The sequence below is a fragment of the Cellulomonas endometrii genome (assembly GCF_949769265.1).
In the GTDB taxonomy this organism is placed as follows: Bacteria; Actinomycetota; Actinomycetes; order Actinomycetales; family Cellulomonadaceae; genus Cellulomonas; species Cellulomonas endometrii.
In genome coordinates this window covers 272,558-290,919 of the sequence record NZ_CATKPC010000001.1, presented here as the reverse complement: position 1 = coordinate 290,919, position 18,362 = coordinate 272,558, and the positions used below count along the sequence as shown (strand labels likewise).

The following is an 18,362-nucleotide window of genomic DNA, read 5'->3' as shown; positions in this document are numbered from 1 at the left end:
TCATCCGACCGACGGGAAGCCTGGTCCGTGGGGAACTACCCACGGCCGCCCGAGGCGTAGTCAGTTCCACGCTCGTCTCAACGCGATACGTCTCTGTGCCAGTCGACTGGAGCGAGTGCCAACCAGGCCCGCGTCACGACCAGCGCGTCCAGCAACGCGTCGGCGTCGAGGAAGTCCCGGGCGCAGTCCGGCACACGTCAGCGGACCAGGAACATCTCCGAGCCGTCGCGGGCGTACCCGTACAGCGCGCCGCCCATCGGCCACAGCTGCGTCACCTGTTCCGGGACCGGGGTCGACCACGCCAGGCTGCCGTTGTGCAAGGTGTAGGCGGACAGCACCAGCTCCTCCGTGCGGCCGGCCGTCTCGGAGCGCAGCAGGTGCCGCCCGTCGGTCATCACCCCGCTGTCCAGCACCGGTGAAGCCGCCGTGGTCCAGAGCTCCGCGCCGGTCTCGAGGTCCACGGCGGACACTGCGGTCAGATCGCTGATGTAGAGCACACCGTCGAGCACCATGGAGGCGCTCCGGGCCCCGGTTTCGGCCGGACGCTCCCATCGCACGTCACCGGACACCGTGTCGACGCCGCGCAGCACTGTGTCGGAACCGGCAGGCGCAGTCATCGGCTGGACGGTCGGCGCCGAGCCGTCGTCGGGCCACACGTACATCGGGAATCCTTCCGCCTCAGCGGTGCCCGAGCCGTCCGCGCCCAGGAACCGGGTACGCGTGCCGCCTGCGGTCGGGATGTCGACCAGCTCGGCGCCCCGACCGACGTACACGCCGTCGTCATGGGCCTGCACCCGGCCGTCCGCCGGGTCCACTGCCCAGGTGCCCCCCTCACCCTGGATGAGCACGTGACCGCTCGCGGAGCCGAGCCACCCGCTCGAGTACGACGACGAGACCGCGTCCGGCAGCTCGGTGCGCCACCGCTCGGTGCCACTCGGCAGGTCGCTGCCGACCAGCAGGACGGCGCCGGGCTGCGGGGTGCCCACCACGAGCGTGCCGTCGAGCGCCACGGCCTCGGACCCTGGGGCCAGCTCATGAGAGCCGACGACGGCTCCCGCCGCGGTGTCCACCTCGACGAGCCGCGTCGTCACGGGGCCGCCGTCGCCCTCGGGGCCGTCCGTCACGGTGCACCACAGAGTCGTCGCCGGCTCCACTCCCCCGTCGGTGCACGCGGCGGCGCGGGTCCACCCGCGGTCGTCAGGCAGCTCCCCGATCTCGACGCGCCACGCCTCGTCGCCGGAGTCAGGCTCCAGCGCGACCACCGCGGCAGGCAATCCGGTGCCCGGCACGACCACGCCGGCGAGACGGCCGTCCGCGGTCCGCGTGGCCGACACGAGCAGGCCCATGGACTCGCCCGTGCCCCAGGGCGTCGCTTCCAGCGGCGCTGTCACTGTCTCCGCGAGCACGCCTGGCGTGGTGCGGATCCGGTCCGCCTGACTCTCGGCCCGGCCGTCGGACACCACCTGCCACGCCACCGCGGCGAGGACGACCGCCACGGGCACCGGCCACCAGCGCCGGAGCAACGCTCGCACACGCAGCGCGATCGCGGCGGCCGTCGCGGACCCGCGCGGCGGCTGCACCGGCGCCAGGTCGTCGAGCTGCACCTCGGCCATGCGCTCCGCCCCCATGAGCGCGGACTCTACGGCGCGCCGCGCGGCACCGTGCCCGGAACGGCCCGACGACCCGCGGACGCACGCCTCCCGCTGGGGCAACGCGTCTCGAGCCGATACGTCTCTGTACCAGTCACCTCGATGGCCGTACGGGCACCACCGAACGGCCATGCCGCGATGACGGCGGCCGCGGGTGCGATCCCTCCGACGCCCAGTGGGTTCACCCGTCCAGGGTGGCCCAGCGCGGCGCTCGCGACGGTCTGATGGAGTCGATCGGGCCCTGGCCGCGTCACGGCAACGGGAAGGCCGCGCATGGAGGTCCTGCCGGTGTCCGTGGCCCTCGCCACGATCTTCGCCTGGTGCGCGTTCGCCGGTCGTCTCCGACGCACCGGACTGACCGCCCCGATCGTGTTCGTGGCGGTGGGGTTCGTGCTGGTCGAGGTCTTCGATGCTCTGGACCTCGGTGCCGAGCCCGAGCTGGTCAAGCTGATCGCCGAGGTGACGCTGGTCTGGGTGCTGTTCGGGGACGCGTCCGGGGTCCGGTGGCGGGAGTTCCGCCGCGATCTCGGCACGTACGGCCGCCTGCTCGGCATCGGGCTACCCCTCACCGTGGCACTCGGCACCAGCGCGGCGATGGTGGTCCTCGGCATGGACCCGTGGCCCGCCCTGCTGGTCGGCGCTGCCCTCGCGCCCACCGATGCCGCCCTGGGCGCGAGCGTGATGTCCAACACCCGCGTGCCCGACAAGGTGCGCAGCGCCCTCAACGTCGAGAGCGGCCTCAACGACGGCATCGCGACACCGGTCGTCCTGGTCGCCGTCGCGGGAACCGCGGTGGACGAGGGGATCACCGGGATCGAAGGCCCCGGGCTCGCCGTGCTGTCGCTGATCGTGGGCGTCGCGGTCGGTGCGGTGGTCGGTGCTCTCGGGGCCTGGTGCACCAAGCGCGCGCGTGAGCGGGGATGGCTGGGCGACGAGCTCGACGGGATCGCCGTCCTCGCCCTCGCCCTGCTGGCCTATGCCGTCGCCCTGCTCGTCGACGGCAACGGCTTCGTCGCGGCGTTCGTCGCCGGGCTGGTCTTCGGGAACGTCGCCGGAGACCGGCGGGAGAAGGAGGTGACCCTCGTCGCACAGTCGGGAGACCTCGCGTCGATGATCAGCTGGCTGGTCTTCGGCGCGCTCGCCGTGCCGGTGATCCTCGAGCGGTGGAGCTGGCCCGTGCTCGCGTACGTCGCCCTCAGCCTCACGCTGGTGCGGATGCTCCCCGTCGCGGTGTCGTTGCTCGGCGCCGGGTTCGACCGCTACTCGGTCGCCTTCATCGGATGGTTCGGCCCCCGTGGCCTCGCCTCGGTCATCTTCGCGCTGGTCGCCCTCGAAGGGCTCGGGACCGAAGGCCAACCGGTCGTCGCCGTCATCTCGCTCACCGTCCTGGTCAGCGTCCTCGTCCACGGGTTCAGCGCCAGACCGCTGGCTGACAGGTTCCCCGACGTGCTCAGGACCGCCTAGCAGTTGAGCCGGGCGCCTCCGGCCCGAGCGGAGCGCCCGGCTGCCGCGCCGCGCCCTTCAGCTCGACGAAGACGACGTGGGTGTCGGTGTCGCCGATGTTCTCGCCGGCGTGCTGCTGCGCCGGCAGCCACATGGTGCTGCCGGCCTCCACGGCCACGTCGCGCGAGCCGCCGCCGGGCGCGTGCAGGCGTCGCCGGAAGGTGCTGAGCGCGTACATCACGCTGTCGGGGTGCTCGTGCGGATGGGTCCGGACGCCGGGCTGGTCGCGGTACTCGAGCACCCGCACCTGCTCGTTCTCGGAGACCACCGCGTAGTGGTCCGGGTCGGTCGCACAGGGATCGAGACCCACCACGCACCTCCGTCGGCAGCACAGCCTGCGTCGAGCATGGCAGTGCGCCCGCACGTTGACCAGGCCTGCCCCGGCCGGGCCGGCGCGCTCGACGTCAGGCCCGGCGGTGGAACCGGAAGTGCGCGTGGTGCAGCGTGGCCCCGCGCAGCGTCGCGTACGCCCAGAACCCGAGGTCATCCCGGTACACCACCCGGTCGCCCTGCACCCAGTAGGACCCCTGGTAGGCGTGCCGCCGCCCGCCACGGGTCTCGTCGTACCGGCCGTCGGCGCCGAGCTCCTGGAGGACGTCGGCCCGGTCGTCGTACCAGGCGCCGACGAGCGGGCTCTCGACGGACCGGGCCAACCGCGCCGCCGCACCGCGATCCGTCCGCCCGCGGCCACCTCCCGGACGAGTGGGGGCGCCGTCGACCCACAGCGTCGCCTCGTCGGCGCACCAGACGACCTCCTCGAGCGGGCCGGGACGCGCGGCCCGCGTCGGCAGCACGCCGAACGTCGCCGGGCTGCCGGGGGTCAGCGCGCCCACACGGCGGGAGGCCGGTCCGGCGGCGGGCACCAGGGTCGAGCCCGCGCAGTCGACGACGCGGGCACCGCGGCCGACGGCGGCGACGAGGTCGTGCCCGACCGCCGTCACGACGCCGTCCTCGACCAGCACGTCACCGCCGGCCAGGTCGCCGACGGCGTCGTCGAGCGTGCGGACCAGCGCACCGGTCAGGACGACGCGGGACGCGTGCCCGCTGGTCGCCGACGAGCGACCGGCCTCTCCCGCCGGCGCACCACTGTGGTCGTCCTGCCGTGCCATCGCGTTCCTCTCGTCCGGGCTGAGCCGGGGCGGGCCAGGGCAGCCGCTCCCCCGCGGCCACCGTCACCCCGCGACCCCCCGCCAACCAGGCCGTGACGCACCCAGGCACGCCCGCGCGCGGCTCGGTTTCCTGGTGGTGCGCCGGGCGCCCCGCACGCCCCGCACAACTGACAGATCACCCCCCCAGACAGGAGGTCGCGAGCCATGGACCGCACGGGCACCCTGCTCCCCAGGAGGACGGTCGTCGTCACCGGCGCGGGCAGCGGGATCGGCCGGGCCTGCGCCCGCCTGCTCGTCGAGCGGGGCGACGCGGTGGGCCTGGTCGACCGCGACCGCCGCGCCCTGCGGGAGGTGGCCGACGAGCTGGCGCACGCCGGGGAGCGGGTGGCGACCGCCGAGGTCGACGTCGCGGACGGTTTCGCGCTCCGCGAGGCCCGTGACGACCTCGCCGCGCGCCTGCCCGGGCCCGTCGACGCGGTCGTGGCCGGGGCGGGGACCATGGCGGGCGGCGCGTTCGCCGCGGGCGTGCCGGGCGAGTGGGCGGACATGATCGACTCCAACCTCACCGGGATGCTCCAGACCGCGCAGACCTTCGTGCGTGACCTCGCGCTCGCGGCCGCCGAGGGGCGCAGCGACCTGGTCGTGGTGGGCGCCATCGCCGGCACCGCGGGCTTCCCCCGGTTCGCGGTGTACTCGGCGGTCGAGGCGGCCGTCGGCCAGCTCGCCCGGACGCTGCGCGCCGAGCTCGGCGTCCAGGGGATCCGCGTGCACCAGGTGCAGCCCGGGGTCACGGGAACCCGGCTCGGGTCGGCGATGAGCGACCGTGCGGCCCGCAGGGAGTGGAGCAGCCTGCACCGGGACCTCCCCCCGGTCGACCCCACGGCCGTGGCCGGGGCGGTCCTGTTCGGGCTGGACCAGCCGCCGCACGTGACGGTCACCGACATGGTGGTCCTGCCCACCCGGCAGGACGCGGCGCTGCCCACGGTGCAGGGCACGCCCGAGCCCGCGCACCGGCGCTGGAGCCTGCGGTGACCGGCGCGGGAACCCGCGAGGGTGCGGTCCCCGCGCGGCTCCGCACCTCCCCCGCCGCCGCCGCCGCGATCCTGCTCGCCGCGACCGCCGCCGCGCTGGTCTGGGCGAACCTGCCCGGCTCGACGTACGAGGACTTCTGGCACACGCCGGCGGCGGTGACCGTCGGCGGCGCCGGGGTGTCCCTGGACCTGCGGCACTGGGTCAACGACGCGCTGATGGCGCTGTTCTTCTTCATGGTCAGCCTCGAGGCCCGGCGGGAGCTCGCCGTGGGAGAGCTGCGCGACCGGCGCCGCGCCCGGGTCCCGGTCATCGCGGCCGTCACCGGGCTGCTGCTCCCCGCCGGCCTGTACGTCGTGCTGCTCACCTGGGCGGACGCGCCGCGCGAGGCCGTCTCCGCGTGGGGCGTCGTCATCTCGACGGACACGGCGTTCGCGCTGGGGCTGCTGGCCGTCGTCGGCCGCCGCGCCCCGGCCGCCCTGCGGCTGTTCCTGCTGACCCTCGCCGTCGTCGACGACGTCGGCGCGCTCGCGGTGGTCGCGCTCGCCTACACCGACGAGCTGAGGCTCGGCCCGCTCGCCGTCGCCGGAGTAGCCACCCTCGCCATCGCCGGGCTGCGGCACCTGCGGGTGTGGCGCGGGCTGGTGTACCTGGTGCTGGCCGCCGTCACCTGGGTCGCCGTGCTGGAGTCCGGCGTGCACGCGACCATCGCGGGCGTCGCGATCGGCCTGGCGATGCCCGTCTACCCGCCGCGCCGGGAGAAGGTCGAGGCCGCGATGGACGCCGCGGTGCGGTTCTCCCGGGCGCCGAACCCGCGACGAGGGCGCGACGCCGCCCTGCGGATCGCGCGCGCCGTGTCGGTGAACGAGCGGCTGCACACCCTGTACGCGCCGTACGTGAACCTCGTCGTGGTGCCCGTGTTCGCCCTGGCGAACGCCGGCGTCGCGCTGGACGGGCCGACCCTGCGCTCCGCGGCCGTCTCCCCGGTCACCTGGGCCGTCGTGGTGGGACTCGTGGGCGGGAAGCTGTTCGGCATCACCCTCGGCACCCGCGCGGCCGTCGCGCTGCGGCTCGGCCGGCTCGCCCCCGGTCTGCACACGCGCCACCTCGTGGCGGGCGGGCTCGTCTCGGGGATGGGCTTCACGATCTCGCTGTTCATCGTCGACCTGGCGCTGACGGACCCGGTGCTCCGGGCCGACGCGCGGATCGGGGTGCTCGCCGCCTCGGTGCTCGCCGCGCTGCTCGCCACGGGGGCGTTCGCGCTGGCCGCGAGGACGGACCGGCACCGGCACACCGCGCCCGACCCGCTGATCCGGCCGGTCGACCCCGCCCGGGACCACCTGCGCGGCGATCCCGGCGCGCCCACCCGGCTCGCGGTCTACGCCTCGTTCGCGTTCCCGGACGCGGGCCGTGCGGTGGAGACCGTCGAGGAGCTGCGGTCCGAGCTCGGCGACCGGCTGGTGTTCACGTTCCGGCACCTGCCCACCGACGACCCGGTCGCGCTCGAGGCCGCGCAGGCCGCGGAGGAGGCAGCGGCGCAGGGCCGGTTCTGGCCGATGCACGACGCGCTCGCCGCGCGCACGGGACGGCTCACCTCGCGCGAGGTGCGACGGTGCGGCGCCGAGGCCGGCCTGAACCTGGACCGCCTCGACGACGCCCTGCGGCGCGGCACCCACCTGGCCCGCGTCACGGAGGACGTCGCGGACGCGGCGACGATGCGCCTGCCGGGCCCGCCGGCGTTCTTCGTGGACGACCGGCGCTACGACGGCCCGGTCGACGTGGACGAGCTGCGGGCGGCGCTGCTGGCCGGCGCCGCCTCCCCCACGACCGACACCACCGCGGACCCCGCCGCGGACCGCGCGGCCGGCCCTGCCGCCGAGCCGCACCCCGACCCCGACCCCGATCTCGCCCGGACCTGAGGAGGACCACCGTGTCGCTGGTGCAGAACGCCCGCCTGGAGGACGACCCCTTCCCGCTGCGCGGCCGGACCGCTGTCGTGACCGGCGCGGCCGGCGGCATCGGCCAGGCCATCGCCCGGTCGCTGCGGCGCGCCGGTGCCCGCGTCGCGTCGATCGACACCCGCGAGTCCGTGCTCCGGGCCGACGGGACGGCCACCACTGCCCCCGGCGCGGACGCCCTGGGCATCGTCGCGGACGTGACCGACGTCCAGGCGCTGCACCGCGCCCGCGACACCGTGCACCGGGCCTGGGGGCGCGTCGACCTCGTCGTCGCCAACGCGGGCGTGATGTTCGGCGCCCCGTTCGAGCGCGCCTCCGAGGCGCAGTGGGCGCAGATGGTCGACGTGAACCTCGTGGGCTCGGTCAACACCGCACGGGTCTTCGTCGACGACCTGCTGCGGGCGGCCGACGAGGACCTGCCGACCGACCTGGTGCTCATCGGCTCGGTGGCGTCGCACCTGCTGCTCCCGGAGTTCAGCGTCTACGCCGCGACGGCCGCCGCCCGCGCGCACCTCGCCCGAACCCTGCGAGCAGAGCTGTCCGGCCGCGGGGTGCGCGTCCGGCACGTCGAGCCCGGCACCACGCTGACCGCCCTCGGGTCGGAGATCGACGACGAGGTCGCCCAGGAGCGGCTCCGCCGGCTGCGCGCCGTGGAGCGGCCGCTCACCCCGGAGGACGTGGCGCACTCCGTGCTGTTCGCCGCGTCGATGCCCGCGCACGTGAACGTCGCGGAGATCGTCGTGATGCCGACGCGCCAGGTGTGACGCGGGCGGGCGTGTCGTCGCAGGTCACCGGCGTACCGGCGGACGCGGAGCCTTGCCGCGGGCGGGACCCGCGGCTAGTTTCGCCGCATGGCGAAGGGGAACGAACTCGGGAGCTTCCTGCGTGCGCGGCGGGCCGCCACGTCCGTGGCGGACGTCGGGCTGCGGTCCTACGGCGCGCGGCGCGTGCCCGGTCTGCGCCGCGACGAGGTCGCCCAGCTGGCCGGCGTGAGCGTCGACTACTACACGCGCCTGGAGCAGGGGCGTGAGACCCGGCCGTCCGCCCAGGTGGTCGACGCGCTCGCGCACGTGGTGGGCATGGACGCCGCCGACCACCGGCACGCGTACGCGCTCGCCCAGCTCCTGTGGGTGCCGCCCCTGCCGGACGCGCCGCCCCCCGTCGACCCCGCGCTCGTGCGGCTGATGGGCTCCTGGCCTGGGGCCGCGTGCTTCGTGCTCGATCCGGTCCTCGACATCCTGGCGATCAACCCGCTGGCCGAACGGCTGTTCTCCCCGTTCGCGGCGACGTCGAACCTGGTCGAGATGGTGTTCCTCGACCCGGCCGGGCGGACGTTCTACACCGACTGGGACCGCGCCGCGACGAGCTGCGTGGCGAACCTGCGGGCCACCTCGGACATCCACGTGGGCGCGCGGCGCCGCGAGCGGCTCGTCCAGCGCCTGCACGACGGCAGCCCCGAGTTCGCCCGGCTGTGGACGGCGCACGAGGTCACGCCCAAGACCCACGACTCCAAGCAGCTGCACCACCCCGAGGTCGGCACCCTCACCGTGGACTTCGACGCGCTGGAGGTGGCCGGGATGCCGGGGCACCAGCTGGTCGTCTACCGCGCCGAGCCCGCCACGGTGGACGGGCAGCGGCTCCGGGCGCTGGAGCGGGCCCTGGCCGAGCCGGTGACCGCCGAGCCGGCGCCCGCCGATCCGCTGCCCGCCGCGCTGGAGGGCGCTGGGGAGCAGTAGCGCGGCCAGGTTCGCGCCCGCCGCCCCGGCCTAGCGTCGAGGCGTGCACCTCGACGACCCCGGGGCCGGCGACGTCGCCGCGATCCTCGGCGACGCCCTCGGCGTCGTGCGCGCCACGCACCGCTGGCGCGCGCTGCACGCGCCGCTCGGCGTCGTGACCGACCTCGCGAGCGCCGTGTTCACGCACCCGTCGGCGGCGTGGTTCTACCTGGACCTCGCCCAGGTCCAGGTAGCCGTGGTCGCGCAGCTCCGGGCGCGCGCCACGTCCGGCGGGCCCGACGCACCCGGCACGCCCGGCGCGTCCGGCACGCCCGGCGCTCGAGGCGACGGACCGGTGCCGCCGTCAGCCGTGGGGCTCGCCGCCCGGAGCGAACGGTTCCGCGCCCTCTGGTCGGGACTCGCCGTCGCGCACCGGCCGCGGACGCCCTACGAGGTGCGCCACCCCGCGCTGGGCGTGCTGCGGCTCGACCGGGTGACCGTCCTGCGGCCCGACGGGACGTGGTGCGAGCGCCTCGTGCCGCGCCCCGGCGATCGCGGCGACCGGGACGCGGAGTCCCTGGCGCTGCTCGACCTGCTGTGAGAGCCCGGACGGGGGCCGGGGGCGCTGCCGCAACTCGAGAGCCTGGCCGCGACGCTGCCTGGTTCGCCGGGCACCGCCCGGCCAGGCTCGACGGCAGGTCGCGACGCACCGACCCCGGCGGGGCCACCCGCCCCGTCCGGACCAGCTCGACGAGAGGAACCCGCCCATGTCCACCACCGTCCTGACCGACGCCGCCCTGGCCGGTCGCACCGCCGTCGTCACCGGGGCCTCCAGCGGCATCGGCGAGGCCACCGCCGAGCGGCTGGCCGCGCTCGGCGCCCGGGTCGCGGTGCTCGCCCGGCGCAAGGACCGCCTCGACGCCCTGGCCGAGCGGATCACCGCCGCCGGCGGCACCGTCCTCGTCGTGCCGACCGACGTCACCTCCCGCGAGGAGGTCTCCGCCGCCGCCGAGGCGATCCGGCGCGAGTGGGGGCACGTCGACCTGGTGTTCGCGAACGCGGGCGTGCAGCTGATCTCGGAGATCGACGCGCTCGAGGTGGCCGACTGGGAGGCCCAGATCGACCTGAACATCAAGGGCGTGATGTACACCGTCGAGGCGTTCGTCCGGTCGCTGGAGGCCGCCGCGGCCGAGGGCCGCCCCGCCGACCTCATCACCACGTCCTCGATCGCGGCCACCCGCGTGCTCGAGAAGTTCTCCGTGTACTCCGGCACCAAGGCGTACGTGAGCCACCTGACGCGGCTGCTGCGCACGGAGCTCGGCCGCAAGGGCGTCCGCGTCGCCACGGTGGAGCCGGGCATGGTCGACACGGAGCTGCCCGACCACGTCACGGACCCCGACGCGAGCCGCCTCATGGCGGACCTGCTGCGGGAGATCGACTGCCTGCAGCCCGCCGACGTCGCGGAGACCGTGGCGTTCGTCGCCGCCGTCCCGCGGCACGTGAACCTCACCGAGATCACGATCCTGCCGACCGCCCAGGCGGTGTGACGACCCGCCCCCGACCGCATCCACGACGACGCCCCCGCCGGACCACGGCGGGGCGTCGTGCCGCCCGGACGCGTCACCGGGCCGCCGCCCCTCGACCGCGGCGGCCCCGTTCCCTACGGTGGGGCGATGGGGCGCCTGATCTACTCGATGTTCACCTCCCTCGACGGCTACGCGTCGGACACGTCCGGCAGCAGCGACTGGGGCGGTGCCCTCGACCCGAGGCTGCACGACTTCGTGTCCGAGCAGACGCGGTCCATCGGCACGTACCTGTACGGCCGCCGGATGTACGAGACGATGTCGTACTGGGAGACGGCGCTCGACCAGCCGGACGCCCCCGAGTTCGTCCGCACCTACGCCGGTGTCTGGCAGGCCGCGTCGAAGGTCGTCTACTCCACGACGCTCGCCGCGCCGACCACCGCGCGGACCACGCTCGAGCGGACGTTCGACCCCGAGGCCGTGCGCGCCTCGGTGGCGGAGCTGGACCACGACGCGTCCGTCGACGGCCCGACGCTCGCCGCGCAGGCGCTGCGGGCGGGGATCGTCGACGAGGTGCAGCCGTACGTCGCACCGGTGTCCGTCGGCGGCGGTCTGCGGTTCTGGCCCGAGGACCTCCGGCTGGACCTCGAGCTGCTCGAGCAGCGGCAGTTCGAGAACGGCACGCTCTGGCTCCGCTACGCCGTCCGACGCGACTGACGCGGCCGACGTACGCTCCGCACGTGCTGCACCTCTCCCCCGTCCGGCTCGCGTTCGTCACCGACCGCCACCTGGCCACCCTCACCACGCTCCGGCCGGACGGGACCCCGCACGTCGTCCCGGTCGCCTTCACCTGGGACGCCGACGCGGGCGTCGCCCGGATCACGACGCGTCGGCGCACCGCCAAGGTCGCGAACGCGCGGCGCGCCCCGGGCGAGCCCCTGGGACGGGCGGCGCTGTGCCAGGTCGACGGCCGCCGCTGGCTGACGCTGGAGGGGACGATCGAGGTGGTCGAGGACCCCGTCGAGATCGCCGACGCCCTGCGCCGGTACGGCGAGCGCTACCGGCCGCGCGAGTACGACCCGGAGCGCGTGGTGCTCCGCGTCACCGCGGACCGGGCGATGTCGTCGTCGCACCTGGCCTGAGCACGCCCGACCCGGGGTGCCCTACGGGTCCGTGGCCTCGAACCCCGTCATCCGGACGAGCCGGGCGGGCACGCCGGCGACGATCGCGTTCGCCGGCACGTCCCGGGTGACGACCGCGCCGGCGCCCACGATCGCACCGTCCCCGATGGTCACACCGGGCACGACCGTCACCGACGCGCCCAGCCACACCTGGCGGCCGATCACGACTGGTGCGGGCACCATGTCCGCGCGGCGCGCGGGGTCGACGGCGTGGTTCAGCGTGGTCAGGGTGCTCCCGTGCCCGATGAGCGTGCCGTCGCCGATGCTGATGCCGCCGGTGTCCTGGAACCGGCAGCCCTGGTTGATGAAGACCCCCCGGCCGAGCCGCAGGTTCTTGCCGAACTCGCTGTAGAACGGCGGGAACACGGTCACCGACCCGTCGACGGCGGTCCCGGTCAGGCGGCTCAGCAGCGCCCGCACCTCCTCCGGCGTCCGGTACCCGGTGTTGAGCTCGGCGACGACCCGCAGCGCCTCCTGGGCCGCGTCGTGCATGAACGCGTGCGCCGGCGACCCGCCCTCGATCAGGGCGCCGCGGTTCACGTGGTCCAGGAAGTCGCTCAGCTCCATGCCCCGATCCTGTCACCGGACCTGCCGCGGCCCACGCAGCGCCCCGTACGATCCGCGTCATGCCGGACCTCGACCGCGCCCCCGCTCCCCCGCCGGCCACGCTGACCGTCCCCGACGTGTCGGCCTGGCGCGCCTGGCTCGACGCGCACGAGGGGGACCCCGACGGCGTGTGGCTCGTCCTGGCGAAGAAGGGCACGACGTCCCCGACCTCGCTGACCTACGCCGAGGCGCTCGACGAGGCGCTGTGCAGCGGGTGGATCGACGGGCAGAAGCGCGGCCACGACGACGCCACGTTCCTCCAGCGGTTCACCCCGCGTCGGGCACGGTCGCTGTGGTCGCAGCGCAACATCGAGCACGTCGCGCGCCTCGTCGAGTCCGGCCGCATGCGCCCGCGCGGAGCCGCCGAGGTGGAGCGAGCCCGCGCCGACGGCCGCTGGGACCGCGCGTACGCCGGCTCCGCCGCGGCGGAGGTGCCCGACGACCTGCTGCGCGCACTGGCCGCCGTCCCGGACGCCCTCGCGCGGTTCGAGGCCCTGAGCCGCCAGGAGCGGTACTCCGTCCTGCACCCGCTGATGACCGCGGCGACGCCGGAGACCCGCCGGCGGCGGCTGGAGCGCGCGGTCGAGCGGCTCGGCGGGCCGCGGGAGCCCTGACCCGGTCTCGCGCCCGCGCGACCGGGTGCGGCCTCAGCGGCCGTCGTCGCCGACAACCACCGCGTGCCACGCGCCCGCACGGTCCGCACCCGACCCGCTGAACCCGATTCCCGTGGCGTCCTGGACGGCCAGCGGTTCCTCGTGCACCGTCGAGCCGCACGCGACGTCGGCGTACGTCAGCGCCTCCGTGGACGTCCCCCCGCCCGCGGTCCCGGTCGTCACGTACACCGTCAGGTCCACGGTGCCGTCACCCACGCAGGAGAGTCGCAGGCCCTGGACCTGGATCGGCTCGTCGAACGTCAGCGCGACCGCACCGGGGGCAGCGGCCGGCTCACGGTCCGCCGTGCCGACCCGGGCGGTCGCCTGCCCGAGGACGCCGTCCGCACCGGCGTCGTCGGCCCGCGCATCCATCCAGCGGACCACAGCGTCGTCGTCCGTCGCCGCCGGCGGGCTGCACGCCGCCGCGCCCGCGCAGAGCAGGAGCGCACAGCCGGCCGCGGCGAAGGTCCTCGTCATGGCCGTCAGACTAGTGACGGGGACGCACCTCCGGGCCGGAACGGACGGGTGACCCGGTCCGTGGCGCCGCTCTCGACGCGCCTCGGAGCCGTCGACGTGGTCCACTGCACCGAGCTGCGGGCCGACGCCCGCCACCGTCCCCCGCTGCGCGGAGGGACACCACCGCACCTGGAGGAGCACCGATGACATCGACGAGCGCCGTGGGTCCCGCCGGACCGCCCGCCGGGGCCCGTGCGACGGAGCCCGACCCGACCGTCACGGCGGAGGACACCGGGCCGCTGCGCTCGGTCGTCGTGTTCAACCCGGTGCGGGTGACGGACCTGGACGACCGGCGGGCGGCCGTCGAGGCGGCGCTGACGGCCGCCGGCTGGCCGCTGCCGGAGTGGGTCGAGACCACGCAGGACGACCCGGGCGCCGGTCAGGCGCGGCAGGCGGTCGAGGACGGGGCGCAGGTCGTCTTCGTCTGCGGCGGCGACGGGACGGTCCGGTCGTGCGTCGAGGGCCTCGCCGGCACCGACGCCGCCCTCGCCGTGCTCCCGGCGGGCACGGGCAACCTGCTCGCCGCGAACCTCGGGGTCCCCGACGACGCGGGCGCCGCGGTGCGCCTGGCGACCGAGATGGGGCGCCGCCGGATCGACGTCGGCGAGGTCGACGGCCGGGCGTTCGTCGTGATGGCGGGCATGGGCTTCGACGCCGCGCTGCTGGACGACGCCTCGACGACGCTCAAGGCCAAGGTCGGCCCGGTCGCGTACGTCCTGTCGGCCCTGCGGCACCTGCGAGACCGCCGGATGCACGTCGAGGTGTACCTGGACGACCGGCCGCCGCTGCGCCGCCGCGCGCGCTCGATCCTCATCGGCAACGTGGGCCGCCTGCAGGGCGGTGTGCGGCTGCTCGCCGACGCCGAGCCGGACAACGGCCAGATGGACGTCGCCGTCCTCGCGCCCCGCTCGCTGCGGCACTGGGTCCAGACGTCGTGGACGGTGCTGCTGCGCCGCCGGGACATCGCCCACATGGACGTGCTGCGCGCCAGCCGCATCCGCGTCGTCAGCACCCGGGAGGAGGCGCGCCAGCTCGACGGCGACGTCATCGACCCCGGGCGCTCGCTGACGGTGACGGTCCGGCCGGCGGCGCTCGAGCTCTGCGTGCCCCAGCCGGAGCGCAGCCCCGACCTGGCGGAGGGCTCCGGCCGCCTGACCTGAGGCGCCCGGCTCCGCAGCCCCCGGGCCGCCTCGTCGGCACGGACGTAGCGTCGTGCGATGAGCCCCGACGAGCCGCGACCGTCTGCGCGGGCGATGCGGCTGCGGCTCGCCGTCGAGCGGGACGGGGCGCGGTGCGTGTGGTGCGGGCGGGCGTTCACCGACCTGGTGCGACCCACCCGCGACCACCTCGTGCCGCGGGCCAGGGGCGGGCCGTCGTGGCTGGAGAACGAGGTGCCGGCGTGCCGCCGGTGCAACGCGGAGCGGGGCCACCGCGGCGTCGTCGACTGGCTCGAGGAGTGCGAGCGGCGCGGGTGGACCCCGGACGTCGGCGCGGTGTTGCGGTCGCTCGACGCGCTCGAGCACGCGATCACCGAGCGCGGCGGGCAGCGGCGGGCGCGCACCTTCGTCGATGCGCAGCGGCGCCGGTCGCGCCGGCGCGGGGACGGCGCGTGACCGGGCGAGGACGTCCGCGGCGTCAGGACGAGCGCGGGGCGCCGCCCAGCAGGATGTCCCGGGCATCCTCCGCGGCGCGCAGGATGCTCGCGCTGACGAAGTCCATGAACCGGGCCATGTTCTCGAGCCGGTCGCCGGCAGGGGTGTCCCGGCCCAGCAGCTGTACGCCACGCCGGGCCGTCTCGGCGAGCTCGGCGTTGTTGCGGACGGTGGCGATCATCGACTGGTACCAGACGTCGCCGTCCGCGACGTAGCGCTCCCGCCGCCCCTCCCCCTTCTCACGCGCGACGAGGCCGTGCACCTCGAGGACGGCGATCGCCTTGGAGATGGACGACGGGCTGACCCCCAGGCGCCGGGACAGCTCCGCGGCGGTGAGGCTGCCGGCGTTGGTCGTGTAGAGGCAGGTCAGCACCCCGGCGGCCGTGCGCGGCATGCCCGACTGCATCATCAGCGTCGTGAACGTCTCCTCGTACTCGCGCAGGGCCTCGGCGTCGCGCACGGGGACCTGCGACCGGGGCGGCACCGTGGCGCCCCGGCGGTGGGCGCGACGCTCGGTCGCGCGGTGGGCGAGGTCGGCGCGGTAGGCGCCGGGGCCGCCGTTGCGCGTCACCTCGCGCGTCACGGTCGACGTCGGGCGACCCAGGCGGCGGGCGATCTCCGCGTACGCCAGGTCGTCGGCCAGCCCCAGGGCGATCTGCTGACGTTCCTGCTTCGTGAGCCTGCCTCCGGGCACGGTGCCCCTCCTGTCGTCGGGACGGCCAAGAGTAGCGTTCTTCGAACGCGGTTGCAACGGCGCCGCCGCTCGCTTGTTGCGTTGTCGCTCGGCTCAGCGCAACGATTCAGCGGTGCTGGCCTGCACCATCGCGCTCGCAACGCAACAACAACGTTGCCTGCGCGCGAAACGCTCCGTAGCGTTTCTCTCGTCAGAAACGCCGCGCACCACGTCACCGAGGAGCTGGACCCGATGCAGACCTTCCCCACCCCCGACCCCGTCTCCGCGGTGGTCGACGTCCCCGCCGGCCGGGTCCGGCTCGTCGCCGAGGACCGGGCCGACACCACCGTCGAGGTCCGCCCCGGCGACGCCACCCGGGGCCGGGACGTCAAGGCCGCGGAGCGCACCACCGTCGAGTACCGCGACGGCGTCCTGCGCGTCGTCACCGCCGCCCGCACCGAGGCCCTCGGCCCGTCGGGGACCCTCGACGTGACGATCCACCTGCCCGCCGGCTCGGCAGCCGAGATCCTGGGCAGCGCCGGGGCGGACGCCGTCGGGCGGCTCGGCGACGTCACCGTCCAGGGCTCGGCCGACGGGATCCGGCTGGACGAGGCGGCCACCGTCCGGCTCTCCGCAGCAGCGGGTGACGTCGTCGTGGGCCGCCTCACCGGCCCCGGCGAGGTCAGCACCACGCAGGGCGACATCCGGGTCGCCGAGGCCCTGGGCGGCACGCTCGAGCTGCGGACGCAGCAGGGCGACATCACGGTGGGCGCCTCCGCGGGGGTCCCCGCCGCCCTGGACGCCGGCACCGGCCTCGGCCGCATCAGCAACGCCCTGCGGAACGACGGCACCCCCGTGCTCGACATCCGCGCCACCACCAGCCAGGGCGACATCACCGCGCGCAGCCTCTGAGCCGCGCACCGGCCGGCCCGCCCGTCCCCCGCACCGAAGGAGCACCCATGTCCGTCACCGCCCGTGGACCCGCCGTCGAGGTCACCGGTCTACGCAAGTCCTACCGGTCGAGGTCCGGGGAGCAGCTCGTCCTCGACGGGCTCGACCTGGTCGTCCCCGCCGGTACCGTCACCGCCCTGCTGGGCCCGAACGGCGCCGGCAAGACCACCGCCGTCGGCGTCCTCACCACCCTCCTGCGTGCCGATGCCGGGACGGCCCGGGTGGCCGGTCACGACGTCGTCCGGGAGCCGGACGCCGTCCGCGCCGCCATCGGCGTCACCGGTCAGATCACCGCCGTCGACGACCTGCTCACCGGCGCCGAGAACCTGCGCCTCATGGCCGACCTGCACCACCTCGGGCGGGCCGCGGGGCGCCGGCGGACGGCCGAGCTGCTCGAGCGCTTCGGCCTGACGGACGCGGCGGGCAAGCCCGTCGCGACCTACTCCGGTGGGATGCGGCGCAAGCTCGACCTGGCGATGACGCTCGTCGGTGCGCCGTCCGTCGTGTTCCTCGACGAGCCGACCACCGGTCTCGACCCCCGGAGCCGCCGGACCCTCTGGGACGAGGTGCGGGCGCTCGTCGCCGGCGGCACCACCATCCTGCTCACCACGCAGTACCTGGAGGAGGCCGACCAGCTCGCCGACTCCGTGGCCGTGCTGACCGGCGGCCGCATCGTGGCCCAGGGCACGCCCGCCGAGCTCAAGCAGGTGCACGCCGCGGGGTCGCTCGACGACGTGTTCCTGGCGCTCACCGAGCCGCCCGCCGAGGCCGGGACCGGCCCCACGACCGAGAAGGAGAACGTCCGATGACGACCGTCGCCGCACCCACCCGCCCGACCGCCCGCCCTCGCCCCGTCGCCGACGTCGTCACCATGGTGCGCCGCAGCCTGCTGCGCGCCGTGCGCTACCCGGGGCTGACGGTGTTCCTGGTCGTCGGGCCCCTCGTCATGCTGCTGCTGTTCGTGTTCGTGTTCGGCGGCGCGTTCGGTGCCGGCGTGGCCGCCGGCGTCACACCCGGGGCCGAGGGCCGCGCCGCCTACCTCGACTACATCACGCCCACCCTGCTGGTGATCACGGTGGTCGGCGGCGCGACGTCGGTGGCCACCAGCGCCGCCATGGACGCCGCCGGCGGGATCATGGCGCGGTTCCGGACCATGGCCATCGCGCCCGGGTCCGTGCTCTCCGGTCAGGTGATCGGCTTCCTGCTGCAGGCGCTGGCTGCGCTGGTGCTCGTGCTGGGCGCCGCCCTGGCCATCGGGTACCGGCCCGAGGCGGACGCGCTGGACTGGCTCACGCTGCTCGGGCTGTTCGTCCTGCTGGGGCTCGCGCTGAACTGGCTGTGCGTCGCCATGGGCCTGAACGCGCAGAGCGTCGAGACGGCGAGCAACCTGCCGCTCGTGCTGCTGCTCCTGCCGTTCCTGGGCAGCGGGTTCGTGCCGGTCGACACCATGCCGTCGGCGGTCCGGTGGTTCGCCGAGCACCAGCCCTTCACGCCGATCATCGAGACCACGCGGGGTCTGCTCGCAGGCGGCGAGGGGCTCGAGGGCGCGGTCGCCGTGCAGGCCGTGGCGTGGTGCCTGGTGCTCGGGGTCGCCGGCTACGCGTGGGCCCGCTCGCTGTACCGCCGGGAGCGCCGGGTCTGAGG

21 protein-coding genes are annotated in these 18,362 nt (G+C 75.5%); 15 read left to right on the top strand and 6 right to left on the bottom strand.

Features of this window, described 5'->3' with window-relative positions; genetic code table 11:
• Nucleotides 1–197: 197 nt before the first annotated feature.
• A complete protein-coding gene (locus tag QNH85_RS01370; RefSeq protein WP_282944092.1) occupies nucleotides 198–1,628 on the bottom strand; it encodes an outer membrane protein assembly factor BamB family protein in 1,431 nt (476 codons plus the stop codon).
• A gap of 294 nt (nucleotides 1,629–1,922) precedes the next feature.
• Here QNH85_RS01370 and QNH85_RS01365 point away from each other — a divergent pair, with 294 nt between their 5' ends.
• Nucleotides 1,923–3,113: a cation:proton antiporter gene (locus QNH85_RS01365; RefSeq protein WP_282944090.1), complete on the top strand. Its 1,191-nt coding sequence runs from the start codon at nucleotides 1,923–1,925 to the stop codon at nucleotides 3,111–3,113.
• Here the strand turns inward: QNH85_RS01365 and QNH85_RS01360 are convergent.
• Nucleotides 3,100–3,462: a cupin domain-containing protein gene (locus tag QNH85_RS01360; RefSeq protein WP_282944088.1), complete on the bottom strand. Its 363-nt coding sequence runs from the start codon at nucleotides 3,460–3,462 to the stop codon at nucleotides 3,100–3,102. The two genes, QNH85_RS01365 and QNH85_RS01360, sit on opposite strands and share 14 nt — an antisense overlap.
• Before the next feature lie 94 nt (nucleotides 3,463–3,556).
• A complete protein-coding gene (locus QNH85_RS01355; protein WP_282944087.1) occupies nucleotides 3,557–4,261 on the bottom strand; it encodes an Atu4866 domain-containing protein in 705 nt (234 codons plus the stop codon).
• A 204-nt stretch (nucleotides 4,262–4,465) separates the two neighbouring features.
• Between QNH85_RS01355 and QNH85_RS01350 the strand changes: the two genes are divergently transcribed.
• The 8 genes from QNH85_RS01350 (at nucleotide 4,466) to QNH85_RS01315 (ending at nucleotide 11,628) form a co-directional block, all read left to right on the top strand.
• Nucleotides 4,466–5,293 (top strand): SDR family oxidoreductase, encoded by an 828-nt coding sequence (locus QNH85_RS01350; protein WP_282944086.1) that lies wholly within the window; start codon nucleotides 4,466–4,468, stop codon nucleotides 5,291–5,293.
• Nucleotides 5,290–7,209 (top strand): Na+/H+ antiporter NhaA, encoded by a 1,920-nt coding sequence (gene nhaA / locus QNH85_RS01345; protein ID WP_282944085.1) that lies wholly within the window; start codon nucleotides 5,290–5,292, stop codon nucleotides 7,207–7,209. Before QNH85_RS01350 ends, nhaA begins: the two co-directional genes overlap by 4 nt.
• 11 nt (nucleotides 7,210–7,220) lie before the next feature.
• Nucleotides 7,221–8,012, top strand: coding sequence for an SDR family oxidoreductase (locus tag QNH85_RS01340; RefSeq protein WP_282944084.1), 792 nt, complete (start codon nucleotides 7,221–7,223; stop codon nucleotides 8,010–8,012).
• Between the two features lie 87 nt (nucleotides 8,013–8,099).
• Nucleotides 8,100–8,984, top strand: a complete 885-nt coding sequence (locus QNH85_RS01335; protein ID WP_282944083.1) for a helix-turn-helix transcriptional regulator — start codon at nucleotides 8,100–8,102, stop codon at nucleotides 8,982–8,984.
• Between the two features lie 43 nt (nucleotides 8,985–9,027).
• A complete protein-coding gene (locus tag QNH85_RS01330) occupies nucleotides 9,028–9,564 on the top strand; it encodes an MmyB family transcriptional regulator (RefSeq protein ID WP_282944081.1) in 537 nt (178 codons plus the stop codon).
• A 166-nt stretch (nucleotides 9,565–9,730) separates the two neighbouring features.
• Nucleotides 9,731–10,510: an SDR family oxidoreductase gene (locus tag QNH85_RS01325; protein ID WP_282944080.1), complete on the top strand. Its 780-nt coding sequence runs from the start codon at nucleotides 9,731–9,733 to the stop codon at nucleotides 10,508–10,510.
• Between the two features lie 126 nt (nucleotides 10,511–10,636).
• On the top strand, nucleotides 10,637–11,203 hold the full coding sequence (locus QNH85_RS01320) for a dihydrofolate reductase family protein (RefSeq protein ID WP_282944079.1): 567 nt from the start codon (nucleotides 10,637–10,639) through the stop codon (nucleotides 11,201–11,203).
• Between the two features lie 23 nt (nucleotides 11,204–11,226).
• The gene (locus tag QNH85_RS01315; protein WP_282944078.1) at nucleotides 11,227–11,628 is read left to right on the top strand and encodes a pyridoxamine 5'-phosphate oxidase family protein; all 402 of its coding nucleotides are present in this window, start codon (nucleotides 11,227–11,229) and stop codon (nucleotides 11,626–11,628) included.
• A gap of 21 nt (nucleotides 11,629–11,649) precedes the next feature.
• Here QNH85_RS01315 and QNH85_RS01310 read toward each other — a convergent pair whose 3' ends face one another.
• Nucleotides 11,650–12,234, bottom strand: coding sequence for a DapH/DapD/GlmU-related protein (locus QNH85_RS01310; protein WP_282944077.1), 585 nt, complete (start codon nucleotides 12,232–12,234; stop codon nucleotides 11,650–11,652).
• Nucleotides 12,235–12,293: 59 nt separating this feature from the next.
• Between QNH85_RS01310 and QNH85_RS01305 the strand changes: the two genes are divergently transcribed.
• Nucleotides 12,294–12,887 carry a YdeI/OmpD-associated family protein gene (locus tag QNH85_RS01305; RefSeq protein ID WP_282944076.1) on the top strand — a complete coding sequence of 198 codons (594 nt, stop codon included), beginning with the start codon at nucleotides 12,294–12,296 and terminating at the stop codon, nucleotides 12,885–12,887.
• A gap of 33 nt (nucleotides 12,888–12,920) precedes the next feature.
• Here QNH85_RS01305 and QNH85_RS01300 read toward each other — a convergent pair whose 3' ends face one another.
• Complete coding sequence (locus QNH85_RS01300) at nucleotides 12,921–13,403, bottom strand: hypothetical protein (protein WP_282944074.1); 483 nt, start codon at nucleotides 13,401–13,403, stop codon at nucleotides 12,921–12,923.
• Nucleotides 13,404–13,585: 182 nt separating this feature from the next.
• Between QNH85_RS01300 and QNH85_RS01295 the strand changes: the two genes are divergently transcribed.
• Together QNH85_RS01295 and QNH85_RS01290 are read left to right on the top strand one after the other, a co-directional pair.
• On the top strand, nucleotides 13,586–14,602 hold the full coding sequence (locus QNH85_RS01295) for a diacylglycerol/lipid kinase family protein (RefSeq protein WP_282944072.1): 1,017 nt from the start codon (nucleotides 13,586–13,588) through the stop codon (nucleotides 14,600–14,602).
• Nucleotides 14,603–14,659: 57 nt separating this feature from the next.
• Nucleotides 14,660–15,055: an HNH endonuclease gene (locus QNH85_RS01290; RefSeq protein WP_282944070.1), complete on the top strand. Its 396-nt coding sequence runs from the start codon at nucleotides 14,660–14,662 to the stop codon at nucleotides 15,053–15,055.
• A gap of 22 nt (nucleotides 15,056–15,077) precedes the next feature.
• Here the strand turns inward: QNH85_RS01290 and QNH85_RS01285 are convergent, their stop codons facing one another.
• Complete coding sequence (locus tag QNH85_RS01285; RefSeq protein WP_282944069.1) at nucleotides 15,078–15,788, bottom strand: GbsR/MarR family transcriptional regulator; 711 nt, start codon at nucleotides 15,786–15,788, stop codon at nucleotides 15,078–15,080.
• A 231-nt stretch (nucleotides 15,789–16,019) separates the two neighbouring features.
• On the opposite strand from QNH85_RS01285, the gene QNH85_RS01280 reads away from it, so the two are divergent.
• Genes QNH85_RS01280 through QNH85_RS01270 form a run of 3 tightly spaced genes read left to right on the top strand, consistent with a single transcriptional unit; the run spans nucleotide 16,020 to nucleotide 18,360 of the window.
• Nucleotides 16,020–16,679, top strand: coding sequence for a DUF4097 family beta strand repeat-containing protein (locus tag QNH85_RS01280; RefSeq protein WP_282944068.1), 660 nt, complete (start codon nucleotides 16,020–16,022; stop codon nucleotides 16,677–16,679).
• Nucleotides 16,680–16,726: 47 nt separating this feature from the next.
• Nucleotides 16,727–17,527, top strand: a complete 801-nt coding sequence (locus QNH85_RS01275; RefSeq protein WP_282944066.1) for an ABC transporter ATP-binding protein — start codon at nucleotides 16,727–16,729, stop codon at nucleotides 17,525–17,527.
• Nucleotides 17,524–18,360: an ABC transporter permease gene (locus tag QNH85_RS01270; RefSeq protein ID WP_282944065.1), complete on the top strand. Its 837-nt coding sequence runs from the start codon at nucleotides 17,524–17,526 to the stop codon at nucleotides 18,358–18,360. Before QNH85_RS01275 ends, QNH85_RS01270 begins: the two co-directional genes overlap by 4 nt.
• Nucleotides 18,361–18,362: the final 2 nt, after the last annotated feature.

Excerpts from the sequence above, each read along its gene's own strand:
- QNH85_RS01295 (WP_282944072.1), top strand. The coding sequence starts at position 13,586 with ATGACATCGACGAGCGCCGTGGGTCCCGCCGGACCGCCCGCCGGGGCC.
- QNH85_RS01355 (WP_282944087.1), bottom strand. The coding sequence starts at position 4,261 with ATGGCACGGCAGGACGACCACAGTGGTGCGCCGGCGGGAGAGGCCGGT.
- QNH85_RS01300 (WP_282944074.1), bottom strand. The coding sequence starts at position 13,403 with ATGACGAGGACCTTCGCCGCGGCCGGCTGTGCGCTCCTGCTCTGCGCG.
- QNH85_RS01290 (WP_282944070.1), top strand. The coding sequence starts at position 14,660 with ATGAGCCCCGACGAGCCGCGACCGTCTGCGCGGGCGATGCGGCTGCGG.
- QNH85_RS01370 (WP_282944092.1), bottom strand. The coding sequence starts at position 1,628 with ATGGGGGCGGAGCGCATGGCCGAGGTGCAGCTCGACGACCTGGCGCCG.
- QNH85_RS01335 (WP_282944083.1), top strand. The coding sequence starts at position 8,100 with ATGGCGAAGGGGAACGAACTCGGGAGCTTCCTGCGTGCGCGGCGGGCC.
- QNH85_RS01275 (WP_282944066.1), top strand. The coding sequence starts at position 16,727 with ATGTCCGTCACCGCCCGTGGACCCGCCGTCGAGGTCACCGGTCTACGC.
- QNH85_RS01280 (WP_282944068.1), top strand. The coding sequence starts at position 16,020 with ATGCAGACCTTCCCCACCCCCGACCCCGTCTCCGCGGTGGTCGACGTC.
- QNH85_RS01320 (WP_282944079.1), top strand. The coding sequence starts at position 10,637 with ATGGGGCGCCTGATCTACTCGATGTTCACCTCCCTCGACGGCTACGCG.
- QNH85_RS01270 (WP_282944065.1), top strand. The coding sequence starts at position 17,524 with ATGACGACCGTCGCCGCACCCACCCGCCCGACCGCCCGCCCTCGCCCC.
- QNH85_RS01350 (WP_282944086.1), top strand. The coding sequence starts at position 4,466 with ATGGACCGCACGGGCACCCTGCTCCCCAGGAGGACGGTCGTCGTCACC.
- QNH85_RS01365 (WP_282944090.1), top strand. The coding sequence starts at position 1,923 with ATGGAGGTCCTGCCGGTGTCCGTGGCCCTCGCCACGATCTTCGCCTGG.
- QNH85_RS01325 (WP_282944080.1), top strand. The coding sequence starts at position 9,731 with ATGTCCACCACCGTCCTGACCGACGCCGCCCTGGCCGGTCGCACCGCC.
- QNH85_RS01310 (WP_282944077.1), bottom strand. The coding sequence starts at position 12,234 with ATGGAGCTGAGCGACTTCCTGGACCACGTGAACCGCGGCGCCCTGATC.
- QNH85_RS01305 (WP_282944076.1), top strand. The coding sequence starts at position 12,294 with ATGCCGGACCTCGACCGCGCCCCCGCTCCCCCGCCGGCCACGCTGACC.